This is a genomic window from Brucella pituitosa (assembly GCF_003049685.1).
Taxonomy (GTDB): Bacteria; Pseudomonadota; Alphaproteobacteria; order Rhizobiales; family Rhizobiaceae; genus Brucella; species Brucella pituitosa.
Genome location: NZ_PYSY02000002.1, coordinates 535,756 through 552,549, shown reverse-complemented (window position 1 = coordinate 552,549; position 16,794 = coordinate 535,756). Strand labels below are relative to the sequence as shown.

The following is a 16,794-nucleotide window of genomic DNA, read 5'->3' as shown; positions in this document are numbered from 1 at the left end:
TCTCAGAACCCCGCTTCATGGCGCTGGCGGATCAAATGTGGCGGTGTCTCTGCGTAGACATCCTCAAACATGTCGCGCATGGAAGGCTTGCGCCCGTCATGCAATGTGCCGATGGCCTCTGCTTCGCGCTGGGCCGCCACAACCATGTCCATCACTTCCGCTTCGGCCTGCTTGTGGCGCTCATCACTCCACACACCGCGCAAAATGAGATGGTTCTTCAATCGCAGAACTGGATCACCCAAAGGCCATGCATCGCTTTCAGCTTTGGGACGATAGGCGGATGGATCGTCGGATGTTGAATGCCCACCGGCGCGATAAGTTACATATTCAATGATGGTCGGGCCAAGATTGCGTCTCGCGCGTTCGACCGCCCATTTGGCCACGGCATGAACAGCCAGATAATCGTTGCCGTCAACTCGTAGGGCCGGAATGCCGAAGCCATGGCCGCGCGCCGCGAACGTACCGGAGCCGCCGCGTGCAATGCCTTGAAATGTCGAGATCGCCCACTGATTGTTGACGATGTTCATCACCACAGGCGCCTTGTAGGTCGAAGCGAAAACAAGTGCTGCGTGAAAATCACTTTCTGCGGTCGAACCATCGCCAATCCACGCAGCGGCGATCTTGGTGTCGTGGCTGATGGCCGATGCCATGGCCCAGCCGACGGCCTGCGTATATTGCGTGGCGAGATTGCCGGAGATGGTGAAGAAGCCGTGTTCCTGTGATGAATACATCACCGGAAGCTGGCGACCTTTCAGCGGGTCCTGTTCGTTGGAGAAAATCTGGTTCATCATCGTGACGAGCGGATAATCATCAGCGATGAGAAGTCCCGCCTGTCGATAGGTCGGGAAATTCATATCGCCCTTACGCAGCGCCTTACGGAAAGCACAACTGACCGCTTCTTCCCCCAGATGCTGCATATAGAACGAGGTCTTGCCCTGCCGCTGTGCCATCATCATGCGCGCATCGTAAGCGCGCAGTATCATCATATGACGCAGACCCTCTTTCAGCTCATCATCTGTAAGGGTTCCAGCCCATGGACCAACCGCCTCGCCATCCCGATTGAGCACCCGGATGATGCTGAACGCCAGATCGCGCATGGCTTCCGGCTTTTCATCTATTTCGGGACGGCGGACACTGCCTGCACGTGGGATTTTGACATGGGAGAAATCCGGCACATCGCCGGGCCGCCATTCCGGTTCAGGAACATGCAGGGAAAGGACGACATCGTCGCTCATGCGGGCATACCTCGCAAATTGGCACAAAATGTCGAACGGGTGGATTTTGATTTTGTTCTGGCAAAGCATCTGCGCTCGACCGATAGCTAGTCCCAAACAGACTGGCTTCATTCCTCCCATGCGACGTGAAGCCGGTTTTCCTCCTCCGATTTCACTTCATTCAGGGTGGAACGGCTTTCAGAATAAAGCAAGATTATTCTTCGCTAATCGCATTCCATAAAAATCTGGACGGTTCCGAAGAGAAATAAAGGTCGCTGAAACCCACTATCGAAACAAGCTTATACAATTGATTTCATATACGTTTTTAATGATAAGAATGTGTCCATACAGCGCAATATTATTTCTTTACATTGACGAATACGTCAGTACCTATTGGTACGATTACGATGTGAGCAGAAAGAAAACTTGGCGCTTTACTCCCATGTGAGGCATTTTGTCCACAGCTCTAGAGCATAATCCGACCGGAGTGAAACGAGGATCGATAAGATTATGCTTAAAATAGTAGAAGTTAGAGCGCCGATCTGATCCAATCAGATCGAAATGCGCTCTAATGGCGTGTTGGTTGTCGGATTGCGGGAATTGATTTGGTTTTGACGTCAAATAAAGAAATGGCCCGTTTCCGGGCCATTTTACTTTAAAACATCAATGATGCTTGGTGCCTTCGCGCGCCAGGTCAGCGGTTGGGTCGCCAGCAAGGCGCTTGCGCACCCTATCATCCATCAACTCATACCACATGGCGTTTAATACGGCGAAAGCTACAGCAAGCGGCAGGCCCAGAAGCCAGGAGAAATACCACATTTTGCTCTTCCTTTCTCAGTTTGGATTTATCGGGCGCTCTAATAAGCGTGGTTGCTCTCGTCTTCGATCATTTCCTTATCAACCTTGCCCCACAGAACTTTGTAAACCCATGAGGTATAGGCGACGATAAGCGGAAGGAAGATCAACGTCACCACCAGCATGATGAACAAAGTCATGTGGCTTGACGAAGCATCCCAGACCGTCAGGCTCGACCGAGGATCAATCGAAGATGGCAGAATGAACGGGAACATCGAAACGCCGACCGAGGCTATGATGCCGAAGACGGATAGTTGCCCGACAAGTATCGGAGTTACTTCTCGTTTACTGCGAAGCATGATGAAGAGCAGTAGCGGACCGAGAATACCGAGTGCAGGCGCGATCAGCAGTACCGGGTAGTTCATATAATTGACGAACCAGGCACCATGATCGAGTTCAACAGCCTTGCGTAGTGGGTTGGATGGTCCACCTGTCACCACAGTACTTGTGATGGCATATCCCGACACCCAGAACCAGCTGATGATGCCTGCCACCACGTAGAGTACGGTCGTTAGCAGCGCAGCAATACTGCCATATGAACGCGCTCGTGCCTGCACTTCGCCAGTGGTCTTCAGCACCAGCCAGCTTGCTCCGAGCATCGTCATCATCGTGACAGAAAGGACGCCACAAAGAAGAGCAAACGGATTGAGCAAGCCGAAGAATGTTCCGTCATAGAAGATCTGCAGATCGTCGTTGAATCGGAATGGAACGCCTTGCAATACATTTCCGACTGCAACGCCAAAGATCAATGAAGGCACAAAGCCGCCGATGAACAGCGCCCAGTCCCAGCCTGTACGCCAGGCAACGCTATCGCGCTTCGAGCGAAATTTAAAGCCAACCGGACGCAGGATCAGGGCGAACAATATGAGGAACATCGCCAGGTAGAAGCCTGAGAAAGATACGGCATAAAGTGGAGGCCAGGCGGCGAATATAGCGCCACCGCCAAGGATCAGCCACACCTGATTGCCTTCCCATACGGGGCCGATCGTGTTGATGACAATGCGGCGTTCCACGTCGGTTCTGCCCGCAAATGGCAACAATATACCGACACCGAGATCGAAGCCGTCCATCGCGGCAAAGGCGATCAGCAATACACCGAGCAGCACCCACCAGATGATGCGGAGTGTTTCATAGTCCAATAAATCGCTGAGTATCATAATTTTTACTCCGCTGGCGCAATGCTTACAGGTGCAAGCTTTGCTTCTGGTTTGCTATCGGGTTCAGGACCGGCTTTGATAGCGCGCAACATCAGGCCCATTTCTATGATGAAGAGGACCGTATAGATCGCGACAAATCCGGCGATGGTGAGAAGAACCGTTGAAGCACCAAGATTGGAGACGGCAACTGCTGTCGGCAGAATGCCTTCAATAATCCATGGCTGTCGTCCGAATTCGGCAACGATCCAGCCCATCTCGGCGGCGATCCAGGGAAGTGGGATTGCGAATACTGCAACTTTCAGCAGGAACGGATAGCGATCCAGCTTACGTTGTGCCGACAGCACGAAGAATGTGCCGGTCAACAGGATCATGAAGAAGCCTATACCGACCATGATGCGGAATGCCCAGAACAGTGGCAGAACGCCTGGAACCGTATCGTTGGCCGCCTGTGTAATCTGTGCATCTGTCGCCTGACGCGGATCATCGACATAACGCTTCAAGAGCAGCGCATAGCCCATCCACTGGCTGTTGTCGGCGAACAAGTCCTTAACATCCTGTGGCACAGCGCTCGTATCGCCTGCGGCACGGATTTTCTGAAGCGCGTCATAAGCGATGATACCCTTGCGGATATGCCCTTGCGCATTTTCGACAAGCTGTTCGATGCCTTCAATCGGCGTTGTGAGCGAGCGTGTACCGATCAGGCCCATGACCCAGGGAATATGCACGGCAAAATGGGTTTCACGCGCTTCCTGATCTGGAAAACCGAAGAGGGTAAAGGAAGCCGGGGCTGGCTCTGTTTCCCACATGGCTTCGATGGCCGCGATTTTCATCTTCTGATGTTCGTTGGCGAGATAGCCGCTTTCATCGCCGAGAACTACCACAGAGAGAGACGCCGCAAGACCGAAAGATGCCGCAACAGTCATCGACCGCTTGGCAAGCTCTATTGAGCGCCCCTTTAGCAGATACCAGGCTGAAACGCCGAGTACGAAAACCGAAGCGATTACATAACCAGCCGAAACTGTATGGACGAACTTCGCTTGTGCCACTGGGTTCATGAGAACTGCAAAGAAATCGGTAATTTCCATGCGCATGGTTTCCGGATTGAAAGCCGAGCCGACCGGGTTCTGCATCCAGCCATTTGCTATCAGAATCCAGAGCGCGGAGAAGTTTGAAGCCGCAGCAATGGCATAGGTCACCATAAGGTGCCCGATCTTGGAAAGGCGATCCCAACCGAAGAAGAACAGACCCACGAAGGTTGCTTCAAGGAAGAAGGCCATCAAGCCTTCGATCGCCAGAGGCGCGCCGAAAATATCGCCTACATAATGGCTGTAATAACTCCAGTTCATACCGAACTGGAACTCCATCACAACGCCGGTAGCGACGCCCATAGCGAAGTTGATACCAAACAGCGTACCCCAGAACTTGGTCATCTGCCGCCAGATGAGCCTTCCGGTCATGACATAAACGGTTTCCATGATGGCAAGCAGCACGGATAGACCCAATGTCAGAGGTACGAAGAGGAAGTGATAAAGTGCCGTGATTGCAAACTGCAATCTCGACAGGGAGACAATATCGAATTCCATCTCTTTAAGCCGGCAAGTCCGGCCCTCCTGATGTTATGAGCTGTTACCGACGATGGGCCGGCTCACAGCCCCCCTACTTAAATTTCACCTCAAGGATTTGAGGGCTTCTTCGAACGAGGGTTCTCCTTTGGTCATCGAGTTAATGAGCACGCCTTGATCCAAAACAATCGCACGATCACAAATGCGTGCTTCGCGTTGAATATGCGTCGCTATCAACAAGGTTCGGTCTTTGGCCTGTTCATCAAGGCGACAAAGCACATCCTCGGCGGTAGCCTGATCGAGCCCTTCAGTGGGCTCATCAAGGAGCCATAAAGGAGCGTCTGTCAGGAACAGCCGGGCCAAAGCTAGGCGTCTGGCCTGACCACCAGAGAGCCCAAGTCCCCCCTCGCCCAGAACAGTATCCAGTCCCTCGGTCTGGGCTTTCATGAAGTCGCCTAAACCGGCGGCTTCCAATGCGGCGTTTAGCTCCGCATCGCTTGCATCTGACTTCGCGAGCTTGAGATTGTTACGAAGACTGTCTTTGAAAAGCTCGGTTTGTTGCGTCAGAAGTCGTGCTGGTAAAACTCGGACATTGCCATTCTCGGCGCTGATCTCGCCTGCCAGCAGATTGAAAAGAGTAGATTTACCAGCGCCGCTGGTGCCGATGATCGCTAGGTGCTCGCCTTCGGCAATGCTCAGATCAACCATATCAAGAGCTTTCGCTACAACACCTTCATGGCGAACGGTGACCTGTTTCAGGTTCACAGCATAGCCCTTTGCAGGTGATGCCAGCACTTGAAGCCTATCGGATGCTTCAAGTGCGGGAGCTACACGGCGCGCAGCAAGTATGGTGCGACCGAGTTCCATTGCGCCACGGCGCAGTGCTGCAAATGGTTCCATTGCGCCAAGGATAATCAGCAGTGCGAGAGCAGCCACAGGAGCATTAATCAATCCAGCTTGCATAAGAAACCCGGCGCTAACCAGTCCACCTGCGAGGAGACCCGCATGGAGGACGCCAAGACCGGCACCGGTCGAAATTTCAATACGGTTGAGAACGCGGTCGCTTGATGCGATGTAGCTATCGGCTCGCATGATGCTTGCATTCTGACTGTCCGTCCGCCCAGCCATGATGAGTTCAGTCTGCCCTGCAACCAGATCGACTGTCCGCGCACGCAGCGCTTCGGTGCCTTTGGCGCGCCGACGCATAGGCTTTTCAGCACGCCTGGCTGCAATAAGCGGCAGTCCAAGTCCGACAAAAAGCAGCGTCAACGCAATGATCAGACCAAAAAGCGGATGCATCAGGCCAAGCGCCACACCGGTAATAAGTGCGGTTGCAAGCGCCGCACCTGCTGGTACGAGGACGCGTAGATAGAGTGAATCAAGCGCATCGATATCCGCGGTTAGTCGGAACAGAAGCCGTGCTGGCCGTTTGAGCAATGCATTCGCCGCTGCCGGACGAGCCCAGCTTCGGAACAGCTTTTCGCGCAGCGCTGCAAGAATGGCGAGCGTCGCATCATGCGTTACAAGGCGCTCCAGATAGCGTGCACCCGTACGTAAAACTGCAAGAAGACGAATACCGGCAGCTGGTGCAAAAACATCGAAGACTACGGCTGTTGCAACACTCAAACCAGCGATAGCGGTGGCCGTGATAAACCACCCTGAAAGGCCGAGCAGAGCAATGCCTGTGAGAACCGTCGCTGTTGCAGCTGCAATGCCCGCGTAAAGCATCAGCCCTTTTGTGCGGAAGAAAAGTTGCAGGATTGGGCGGAGCGATTGAAGTCCGTTCATTCTGCTGCCCTCTTCTGCCAGACTTGGGCTTCGCCACTCAAATCATCGAGCCGAACAATGCGATCCATACGGCTTGCGAGTTTCTCATCATGCGTCGAAATGATGAGCGTCTTGCCTTTAGCGAGGCTGATCAGAGTGTTGGCGATACGGTTCGCCGTTTCATGGTCAAGATGCGCCGTTGGCTCGTCAGCGAGAATGATATCGGCGTCCTGATCCACAGCGATGCGTGCCAAGGCCAATCGAAGTGCTTCGCCACCGGAAAGTCCCGCACCGTTTTCGCCGATCACACCGGTTCCGGTAATGCCTGCCACATGGCTCAAGGCCATCTGGTTGATTATCGAGGCGGTTTTCTCAGCATCAGCATCGCGACCGAGAGTTATATTGTGTCGGGCACTTCCTGCAAAAATATGTGGCCTCTGACCGACCCATCGCATTCTCGCCCGGAGACTTGTGGCCGTTTCATCCTGAAGTACAACACCGCCAATACGGATTTCTCCTTCCTGGGGGGCTGCCAGTCCGGCAATCAAGGCGAGCAATGTCGATTTGCCATAACCACTCGGCGCGAGAAGCGCTACATGCTCACCCGGTTCAATATCCAGATTAAAGCTGGCGAACACATCTTCACCCGTGGAGTACCGAAAACGGATATTTCGCAGCATCAACGAAGGTACGTTCCCGACCTTTTCCGCAGCTTCAATGCCGCCGACTACTGGGCCGCCGACTACTGTGCCTCCGACCACTGGCATTTCGTGCTTTGCAAGCTCTTCGAGCGCATCAATGGCAGCTTCACCTGACGCCCTGTCATGCCAAACAGCGGAGAGATCGCGCAGAGGTTCAAAGAATGCGGGGGCAAGGAGGAGAATGAATAAGCCCTCAGCGAGGCTCAACTTATGTCCCCATGCACCAAAGCCCAGAGGCCCAAGCAGATGAAAGCCGATGTAAACCGCTACCATAGCGACGCCAAGAGCTGCAAAGAGCTCAAGAACGGCTGATGAAAGGAAAGCGATACGCAGAACAACCATTGTCTTGCTGCGCAACGTCTCGGCATTATCGCGGAGACGTGTTGCGGTCATATCGACAGCATTAAAACTGCGAATTGTTGCAAGCCCACGCAGACGATCGAGCAGAAAACCGTTCATATCGCCCAAAGCAATGAGTTGCTTTTCACTGGCGGCTTTTGCACGCCAGCCGATTAGCGCCATGAAAATCGGGATCAAAGGTGCCGCTATCAGCAGGATCAGGGCTGCTACCCAGGAAAACCACAGGACGACTGCAAGAATTGCCAACGGAACCAGCATGACGCGAATGCGAACCGGCACAAAGCGAGAGAGATAAGGAACAACCATCTCTGCCTGCTCAGCGAGTATGCTTGCAGCTTCTCCGGAAGATGGACGAGATGTATCAAGAGGTGAACGCTGCGATAACGCAGTTACGGCTTTTTCCCGGAGCTTGGCTAGTTCACTTCTTGCTGCATCGAAAGCCTTCGTTGCGCCGTGTGCATCCAGAAGGCTGCGCAAACAGCCTATAAGAAAAAGCCCTGCAGCAAGATAATAGATTGTGGCATCAAAGCCTGTGTTGGCGAGATAGCCCACGCCATAGGCGAGAAGTGCGGCCTGTGGCAGCCAAAGAAGTGCCGCCACGGCCTGAAACCTTGCCCCCGTTTTCAACAGAGACGGAACTGGACGCCGACGCGGACGACGTTTGTCGTCTGGTGTTTCGCCGTCTTGTTGTGCCGTTTCTTCCGTTCGGGGGACAACGGGTTTCACTCTCGTTTAGGCTCCTTTTTGGCCGATGCTCTCCCGCGTCCCAGCGCCACGATCTTGTCCGTGGTTTCCAGGAAGCGGGTTACCTTGGCGCCGAGCGCCAGAAGGCTGGTCAATCTGTCGGTATCGAGTTTCTTGACGTCGTCGTACCAATTGGTCAGTCGCTCGATGAGTGCATACATGTCCTTCATGCGATCTTGCGCAAAACGGTCGCTGTCGCCTTCCGGTTGCTCCATCAGAACTTCGCGAAGCACCGACAAAGTCGGATCGATTTCGCGCTTCTTGCGTTCTTCCGCAAGCGTTCGCAAAATCAGCCATACGTCGCCCGGGGTCGTGAAAAAGTCGCGACGATCACCGGGTATGTGCTTCAGCAGCACAAGATTCCAGCCCTGCAACTCGCGGATGCCCATCGAAACGTTGGAGCGCGAAACACCAAGCGCATCAACGATATCATCCGCACACAAGGGTTCAGACGATAGATAGAGCAGCGCATAAATCTGTCCAACCGTACGGTTGATACCCCAGCGGCTACCCATCTCTCCGAAGTGGAGTACAAACGACTGAACAATTGGCGATAATTCCAAGTTCTCTCTCCCGTAAATTCTGAATTTTCAGAAATTACTGAAATTCAGATAATTCAAATGGCTTCAACCTTCAATCCGCATGTCTGGATGCAAGGTGCATATGGACAATTGGCCGCAGCCTTCAGCACTCCTCCAAATGCCTCAGGCCGATGCTTCCAACCATCATTTCTGGTCGGAAGATGAAGGAAGCTCTTTGCTGTCCTGCGTCTGATCACGATGAATCACCGCGCGGCTTAGCAACATGAGCGTTACCGGCGTTGTGATGACCACAAAGACGGTAATCAACACTTCATGCAGAATCGGCTTGGATTGCAAGATGGAGAAAAACATGATGGAAGCGATCAAGATTCCACCGGCGCCGAACGAAGAACCAATTGTCGGCGCGTGAATGCGTTCATAAAAACTCTTGAAACGAACAAGTCCAATGCAACCGACGAGTGTCAGGAAGGCGCCGGAAACCAGAAAAAATGAAATGACGATGGCGGCCCATACGGGCAGATCAGCAGCTCCGATCATTCGATCACCTCCCCGCGCATCAGAAATTTGGCAAGTGCCACCGTGGCAACGAACCCAAGCAGCGAAATGATAAGTGCGGCTTCAAAATAAATGACGCTGCCTGTACGCATGCCGAAAGTAAGCAGCAGTAGAAGCGCGTTGAGATACAGGGCGTCGGTTGCCAGTACGCGATCTTGCGCGCGTGGTCCGATGAGCAAGCGATAAACCACACAGCCCATGGCTGCTATGAGCATGATCTGTGCAGCGAGCAGTGACCAGAAAAGAATAACTGCGCTCATGCCGATTGCTCCTCTTTCACTATGTCTCGCGCTCCGAATATACGAATAAGAGGCTGTTCATAACGCTGCTTGATCGTTGTTCGCCAGGTTTTTGCATCTTCCAGATCAAGAACATGGATTGTCAGCGCCTTGCGGGCAACGTTGTAATCAACCCAGGCAGTTCCTGGCGTTGTGGTGATGATGCAAGCAAGGACTGCCAGTCCTGTTCGATTTTCAAGATCGAGTGGAATGACCACGAAGCCCGGGTGACGCTCCTTACGCCGAGACAGGATCAGCTTCACAACAGCAATGTTCGATGTGAGGATGTCGATGCTGACGGCCCAAAACAGCCACAACATGGTCGGGATCGAGCGCAGATGATTTTTCTGCGGCTGAAGTGCTGTCATCGCGTGGCAGGCAAAGAGCGCAATAATGATACCCAGGATCAACTGCGCGCGTGTAAACCCGTTCAGCAGAAGCCAGAACACAATCAAAGATAAGAAGAGTAGCGGGAAAGGTAGAATTTTTCTCATTTTACCTCCACCGTTTCTCCGTCTACACGCGGCGCATTAAGGACACTGTTGATGTAGTCTTTTGGATTGTGCAGCGAACGAGCTGTCGCATCCATATATCCCATGGCCGGGCCTGCTGCGATGGTCAGTGCCAGACAGACGGCCAGAAGGCCGGCAATTGGCACCACTTCGCGGACCAGAACGCGCGGCACATTGCCCTCAAGCGAGGCCCAGAACGTGCGAATGCCTGTGCGGGTCATCGCAATCAGCGCTGAAAGTCCCGAAAGCAGGATAAGCGCTATCAGTGCCCAACTTGCAGGGCTGACAGGCATAGCTAAGGTCGGGGCTGCCCCATCGCCGTTGAAAACGGCTGCAAGGATCAGGAACTTGGCAATGAAGCCAGAGAACGGTGGCAGGCCAATCAGAAGAATTGCTACTATGGCAAAGCAGGTGCCGAGAATGGCGAGGGTAGCAGGCAGAACGACGCCAACTTCCTCTTCCTCTTCTTCCTCCTCGTCGTCGCCATAGGCTTCCATTGTGACCGCAAGAACGTTTGCCGCCGCATCCTGACCGCGTTCGACAAGTTCGATCAGAAGGAAGAAAGCAGCAATCGTCAGTGTGGAGCTGACCATGTAGAAGAGTGCCGCACCGGTCATCGCGGTATTGCCACTGCCGATGGCTGCGAGCAACGTACCGGATGACACAAGAATGCTGTAGCTCGCAAGACGCCCCATGGCCTGCGATGCGACCACGCCAATCAGGCCAAAAGCCAGCGTGACCATACCGCCATAATAGAGCCAGTCGTTACCAAAACCGTAGGATTCGCCAGCGCCAATACCGAACATGAGCGGTGAAAGACGCAAGAGAACGTAAATGCCGACCTTGCTCATAATCGCGAAAATAGCCGCAATCGGAGCCGCCGCTGCCGTATAAGCAGGCACGAGCCAGAAATTGAGCGGCCACATGCCTGCTTTCACCAGGAAGGCGACCGCGAGAATGGCAGCGCCTGCTTCAAGGAGCATGCGATCTTCCGGCGTTACCTGCGAAATCTTCTGTGCGAGATCCGCCATGTTAAGCGTACCCGTCACACCGTAAATCAGACTGACGCCGATCAGGAATAGCGACGACGCAACCAGATTGACCGCAATATAATGCATGCCCGCCTTGACGCGCGCCGGTCCCGAACCATGCAGTGCCAGGCCGTAAGATGCTGCGAGCATAACCTCGAAGAATACGAAGAGATTGAACAGATCGCCTGTCAGAAATGCGCCATTCAGGCCCATCAGCAGCAGCTGGAAGATCGTATGGAAATTCGGGCTTGCCTTGTGCCAATGGGCAAGCGCAAAGCTGAGGGCCGCCAGAGCAAGCACGCTGGTCAGCATGAGCATCAGCGCAGCAAGCCTGTCGAGAACCAGCACAATACCGAATGGTGCGGGCCAGTTGCCAATCAGGTAAACCGAAGCTTCCGGCGCTTTTTCGCTGGCCACACCGAGCAACGTATACGCGATGTAGATCAGGCCCATGATGGAAATCGTATTGATCGCCATTTTGAGCTTGCGCTTGCGTTCATCGAACATCAGCAACAATGCAGCCGTTACAAGCGGCAGGAGAATGGGTGCGACGATGAGGTGTGATTTCCAGTCCATCATCAATTCTCCTTGCCGTCGACATGGTCGGTGCGTGTCATTCCGCGCGATGCGAGCAACACGACAAGGAAAAGCGCAGTCATAGCAAAGCCGATAACGATAGCGGTCAGAACCAGCGCCTGAGGCACAGGATCGGTATATTGCGCAGCCTGAACACTGATGCCGGAATCAAGCACCGGCGGTGCGTTGGTGCGCAAACGGCCCATCGAAAAGATGAACAGATTAACCGCATAGGACACAAGCGCCAGACCGATGGCCACCTGAAATGTGCGCGGACGCAGGATCAGCCAGACACCAGACGACATCAACACGCCGATTGCTATAGCGAGAACCAGTTCCATCAGTTCTCCTCCTTCGCAGCGGCAATTTTTTCAACACGATGTTTACGGATCGACTGGTGGGCCAGGGCGATCAACATCAGAACAGTGGCACCTACGACCAGAGCGAAGACGCCGATATCAAACAAGAGCGCACTCGCGATGGGCATTTTTCCGATATTCGGTATCTCGGCATACTGGAAGAAGGATGTGAGGAACGGATAGCCGAATATCCATGCGCCCGCCCCTGTCGCAGCTGCAACAAGCAGCCCGACGCCTATCCAGCGTACAGGCAGGATACGCAGATGATCTTCAACCCAACGCGTACCAGCGGCAAGATATTGCAGGATGAACGCAACCGCCAAGGTGATGCCAGCCGCAAAGCCACCGCCCGGCAGGTCGTGCCCGCGCAGGATCAGGTGAACCGCGAGTACGATAATGACCGGGAACAGCCACTGCATGATTACAGAAGGTACAGCCAGATAGTCGGTGAGCGTCTCACCTTTTTCGCGGTCTTCCATGGCTTCATCATAGGCGTCCTGAATTTTCTGCTGTGCAGTCGAGCCGGTGCTGTCAGGTGCAGGACGGAAACGGCGCAACAGTGCGAAAACCGTTAGGCCTACGATGCCAAGAACTGCGATTTCACCAAAAGTATCAAAGGCGCGGAAATCAACCAGAATAACGTTCACGACATTTTTGCCGCCGCCGCCCGAATAGGCGTTTTGCAGAAAATAATCGCCAATACTAACCGGCGATGGGCGGGTCATCATTGCATAAGAGATGATAAACACACCGACGCCACTGCCAATGGCCAACGCGAAATCGCGATAGCGGCGCAGTCTTGGGCCGAACTTCACCGGAATAGGTTCGGGATCTTCCCAACGCTTGGGTAGCCAGCGCAGGCCGAGCAGAAGCAGAACGGTGGTCACGATTTCTACCAGCAATTGCGTGACCGCGAGATCGGGAGCGGAGAGCCAGACAAACGTAATACAGGTGATAAGCCCCGCCCCGCCCAGCAGGATCAACGCTGCAAGACGGTGATATTTTGCCTGATAAGCAGCGCCAATCGCACAGGCTCCACCCAAAATCCAAAGACCGGCAAAGATCGGATCGACAGGCTGCACACCAAGCATACCCGCATGGATGCCGTCTTCGAAAATTGGCCATGCAGCGGCGACGAGCGCAACGGCCACGACAATGCGCAGCTGTGGCTGGAGACGACGCGTACTGAAGAAGTTTTCAGCCTTACGTGCCCAGTTCCAGGAAACGGTAACGAGCACGCGTTCGAAAATACGCTGTCCCTGCAAATGACGGAAAAATGGGGGGCCGTCTTCACTGGTCGCAAGATAGTTTTTCAGCGCCCAATGCAGAATGATACCGCCAATCATCGCCACAATACTCATCATCAGCGGAAGATTAAATCCATGCCAGACTGAGAGGCTATATTGCGGTGTTGCATCTCCAAGTACCGAAACCACAGCCGAATGCAGGAAAGGTCCGATTGCGATATTTGGAATGATACCAATCAACAGGCAGAGCAAGACCAGAAGTTCGATCGGACGACGCATCCAGTGCGGCGGTTCATGCGGCTGTTTCGGCAGGTCGTGCGGTGCAGGGCCGAAGAAGGTCGAATAGATGAAACGCACTGAATAAGCGACCGTGAATATACCGGCGAGCGTCGCGATATATGGCGTGAGTGTATCCAGCGACGAAGCCATGTGTGTTTCAACAGCTTCGGCAAAAAACATTTCCTTGGACAGAAAACCATTGAGCAACGGAACACCAGCCATGGAAGCACTCGCAACCATGGCAAGCGTTGCGGTATAAGGCATGGCGCGTGCCAGACCACTCAGCTTGCGCATGTCACGCGTGCCGGTTTCGTGGTCGATGATGCCTGCCGCCATAAACAGTGACGCCTTGAAGATGGCGTGATTGACCATGTGGAAGATCGCTGCGACTGCGGCAAGCGGGCTGCCGAGGCTTAACAGAGCTGTAATAAGACCAAGATTGCTGATGGTTGAATAAGCCAGCAAACCTTTGAGGTCCTGCTGGAATACCGCAAAGAAACTACCGATCAGCAAGGTCGTGAGGCCGGCAAGGCCCAAAATCCAGAACCATTCTTCGGTGCCGGCAAAGACTGGCCACAAACGCGCCAACAGGAAAACACCCGCTTTCACCATCGTTGCTGAATGCAGATAGGCGGAAACCGGTGTGGGTGCCGCCATCGCATTGGGTAGCCAGAAATGGAAGGGGAACTGCGCTGATTTGGTAAAAGCCGCCATAAGAATAAGAACAAGCGCGACCGTATAAAGCGGGTGCGCGCGAACGACGTTTCCTGCTTCGAGAACCTTGTCCAGATCATAGCTGCCGACAATGTGGCCGAGCAAAAGCACGCCTGCAAGCAAACAGAAACCGCCAATACCGGTTACTGTCAAAGCCATACGTGCGCCATCACGGGCGCTGGCATTGTGATACCAGTAGCCGATGAGCAGGAACGAGAAGATGCTGGTCAGCTCCCAGAAAACGGCGAGCAGTACAATATTGCCCGATAGCACAACGCCGAGCATCGACCCCATGAACGATAGCAGGAACGAGAAAAAGCGGGGGACCGGGTCTTCCGGTGACATGTAGTAGCGCGCATAAATGACAACCAACAGGCCAATGCCTGTAATCAGCATGGCAAAAAGCCAGGCGAAACCGTCCATTCGAAACGCTACATTCAGGCCGTAATTTGGAAGCCAGTCAATTGATCCGCGAACAACGCCGCCATTAGCTACGATAGGATAAAGGCTTGCTGTGATGACAAAGGCTACAAGCGCTATGGCTGCTGTAAACCACGCTGATCCGGTGCGATCAACGCCCTTGAATAGACCTGTTATGGCGCTGCCAAGAAACGGTAAAAGGACAAGCAAGAAAAGCATTCTGCCGTCCATCGTCATGCGCCACAGGCCTCCATTCCGTAATCAAGGTTGATCCGAAGCAGGCACCGCTCATGAAAACAGCAACAGGAATGCTCCGGTAAGATGTCGCGAGGAATCATTTATTCCGATGTCTTTATTATGACCGGCTAGCAGTTATTATGGCAATAGCTTTCAATGGCTTATCGCGATATTTTGAATCATTTTAGTCTGCAAACACCCGAGAAAACGGCCTCCTTGGGGCCAGTTTTCTACACAACCACATTTTATCGGGCATATTGACGCGCAATTTTTGCAGCCGAATGACAGCATGCTCAGTGTGCGCGGGCTGATTGAATTAGTGATTCCTAACCTTCAAGAACTGTCCTGGCGAGTCTTTCGGCCTGAACCCGAATATCCGGCACTGCCGTCACTTCCCAGAAAATGCCTTTTGTTATCGGTCCAATCGCGAAGATTGGCCCTGCCGGTTCGCCACGCGCATTCACGATCTGCAGATCGGCTGTTACATCAAGGCCAAGATCAATGGCATCTGGCTTTGCAAGTCCGTGCTCCATCAGGCTTATCAGTGCAGGATTGCGGGTCGTTGAAAATCGTGAGCTTCCGCCACGACAATCGATGATCGTTTGAACGCCAAGCTCCTCAAGCCCCTCGCCCCGCCGTTTACGATAGCGAATTGCAATGTGTTCAGCCTTATTTTTAACAGAAGCGAGATGGGCAGCAGTAATTGTAAGTTGCCCAGATTGCTGTGCGGCTTCAATACGGTCAGCGATTGCCGGGGCCATGCGATGACGATGCACGTCCCACCACGGTCGCAGATGGCGCAAAAAGCTCTGGCGTTGCCTCAATGGCAATCTGCTCCAGATGTTTTTCGTGTGAGGTCGCAATCCGTCGATGACGCTGCGCCAGCTTTTGCCATCAGCCTCGCATTGCTCAATCATCCCACGAACAATATGCAAGAGCGCGGGCAATCCATCTGCAACCGGCAGCGTACTCGCATCGATTGGGAATGGTTCAGCCGGTGCGTGGCGTGCAGGCAGCAGACCACGCCGGGAAATCGCATGAATCTGGCCCTTGTGTCCTCTGTCGAGCAGCGAAATTACGCTGTCGATCATCGATAGTCCGGTGCCAAAAATAGCGACTGAATGATCAGAAGGAATGTCGAAATAGCCATTGCTGGACCAGTATTCTGTGACATGGCCACCAGAAGTAGCAATTGCGGCTTCATTGCCGGTGGCGACAATAATGGCATCTGCCGGGAAGCTTTCTCCCTTAGAGTTCGTTACCTGCGGTCGGATGCCGTCATAAGAGACGTCGGAAACGTCTGAGTTTTCAATGAAAATACGTGGCTTGTCACTCTCAAGATATGGCTTGAGCAGATCGTTGAGGTAGAGCCGATAGAAAGTGCGTGGTGCGAAGGATTGCGGCTGCCACTCGCCTTCTGTTATGGCGTGGGAATTGTTCTGAAGCCAGTTGAGAAAATGTTCGGGTTGATCCGGAAACGCGCTCATATTGCTGGCGCGGACATTCAGCAGATGGTTGGGATTTTGTGTCGAATAAGCGATTCCTGCGCCTAAACTACCTGAGCGCTCGAAAATGCGAACCATGGTTTCAGCCGATCGGCCGAGCAATTGTGCGGCCATAAGAACACCGCTCGCACCGCCTCCGATAATAATGAATGACTTCAAACGATTCTGACCTCGTAACC

General features: G+C 53.5%; 14 protein-coding genes. All 14 read right to left on the bottom strand.

The window, feature by feature from the left end; translation table 11 throughout:
• Window positions 1-2: 2 nt before the first annotated feature.
• The 14 genes from C9380_RS14855 to C9380_RS14790 all read right to left on the bottom strand — a co-directional run bounded on the left by C9380_RS14855 (window position 3) and on the right by C9380_RS14790 (window position 16,774).
• A complete protein-coding gene (locus tag C9380_RS14855; protein WP_128093879.1) occupies window positions 3-1,235 on the bottom strand; it encodes a 3-methyl-2-oxobutanoate dehydrogenase (2-methylpropanoyl-transferring) subunit alpha in 1,233 nt (410 codons plus the stop codon).
• Between the two features lie 642 nt (window positions 1,236-1,877).
• The gene (gene cydX, locus C9380_RS14850; protein WP_024897896.1) at window positions 1,878-2,033 is read right to left on the bottom strand and encodes a cytochrome bd-I oxidase subunit CydX; all 156 of its coding nucleotides are present in this window, start codon (window positions 2,031-2,033) and stop codon (window positions 1,878-1,880) included.
• 38 nt (window positions 2,034-2,071) lie between these two features.
• Window positions 2,072-3,226 (bottom strand): cytochrome d ubiquinol oxidase subunit II, encoded by a 1,155-nt coding sequence (gene cydB / locus C9380_RS14845; protein WP_128093878.1) that lies wholly within the window; start codon window positions 3,224-3,226, stop codon window positions 2,072-2,074.
• Between the two features lie 5 nt (window positions 3,227-3,231).
• Window positions 3,232-4,809, bottom strand: a complete 1,578-nt coding sequence (locus C9380_RS14840; protein WP_128093877.1) for a cytochrome ubiquinol oxidase subunit I — start codon at window positions 4,807-4,809, stop codon at window positions 3,232-3,234.
• 84 nt (window positions 4,810-4,893) lie between these two features.
• Window positions 4,894-6,576 (bottom strand): thiol reductant ABC exporter subunit CydC, encoded by a 1,683-nt coding sequence (cydC, locus tag C9380_RS14835; protein WP_128093876.1) that lies wholly within the window; start codon window positions 6,574-6,576, stop codon window positions 4,894-4,896.
• A complete protein-coding gene (gene cydD / locus C9380_RS14830; protein WP_128093875.1) occupies window positions 6,573-8,342 on the bottom strand; it encodes a thiol reductant ABC exporter subunit CydD in 1,770 nt (589 codons plus the stop codon). Before cydD ends, cydC begins: the two co-directional genes overlap by 4 nt.
• Window positions 8,339-8,923 carry a GbsR/MarR family transcriptional regulator gene (locus tag C9380_RS14825; protein WP_024897891.1) on the bottom strand — a complete coding sequence of 195 codons (585 nt, stop codon included), beginning with the start codon at window positions 8,921-8,923 and terminating at the stop codon, window positions 8,339-8,341. The genes cydD and C9380_RS14825 overlap by 4 nt, the downstream gene beginning before the upstream one ends.
• Window positions 8,924-9,085: 162 nt before the next feature.
• Window positions 9,086-9,439 carry a monovalent cation/H(+) antiporter subunit G gene (gene mnhG / locus C9380_RS14820; RefSeq protein ID WP_024897890.1) on the bottom strand — a complete coding sequence of 118 codons (354 nt, stop codon included), beginning with the start codon at window positions 9,437-9,439 and terminating at the stop codon, window positions 9,086-9,088.
• Window positions 9,436-9,717 (bottom strand): K+/H+ antiporter subunit F, encoded by a 282-nt coding sequence (locus tag C9380_RS14815; RefSeq protein WP_024897889.1) that lies wholly within the window; start codon window positions 9,715-9,717, stop codon window positions 9,436-9,438. The genes mnhG and C9380_RS14815 overlap by 4 nt, the downstream gene beginning before the upstream one ends.
• Window positions 9,714-10,229 carry a Na+/H+ antiporter subunit E gene (locus C9380_RS14810; RefSeq protein WP_024897888.1) on the bottom strand — a complete coding sequence of 172 codons (516 nt, stop codon included), beginning with the start codon at window positions 10,227-10,229 and terminating at the stop codon, window positions 9,714-9,716. Before C9380_RS14810 ends, C9380_RS14815 begins: the two co-directional genes overlap by 4 nt.
• Complete coding sequence (locus tag C9380_RS14805) at window positions 10,226-11,854, bottom strand: monovalent cation/H+ antiporter subunit D (RefSeq protein ID WP_128094440.1); 1,629 nt, start codon at window positions 11,852-11,854, stop codon at window positions 10,226-10,228. Before C9380_RS14805 ends, C9380_RS14810 begins: the two co-directional genes overlap by 4 nt.
• Before the next feature lie 2 nt (window positions 11,855-11,856).
• Window positions 11,857-12,195 carry a Na+/H+ antiporter subunit C gene (locus C9380_RS14800; protein WP_024897886.1) on the bottom strand — a complete coding sequence of 113 codons (339 nt, stop codon included), beginning with the start codon at window positions 12,193-12,195 and terminating at the stop codon, window positions 11,857-11,859.
• On the bottom strand, window positions 12,195-15,110 hold the full coding sequence (locus tag C9380_RS14795; RefSeq protein ID WP_128093874.1) for a monovalent cation/H+ antiporter subunit A: 2,916 nt from the start codon (window positions 15,108-15,110) through the stop codon (window positions 12,195-12,197). Before C9380_RS14795 ends, C9380_RS14800 begins: the two co-directional genes overlap by 1 nt.
• A 326-nt stretch (window positions 15,111-15,436) precedes the next feature.
• Window positions 15,437-16,774: an FAD/NAD(P)-binding protein gene (locus C9380_RS14790; protein ID WP_128093873.1), complete on the bottom strand. Its 1,338-nt coding sequence runs from the start codon at window positions 16,772-16,774 to the stop codon at window positions 15,437-15,439.
• Window positions 16,775-16,794 lie beyond the last annotated feature (20 nt).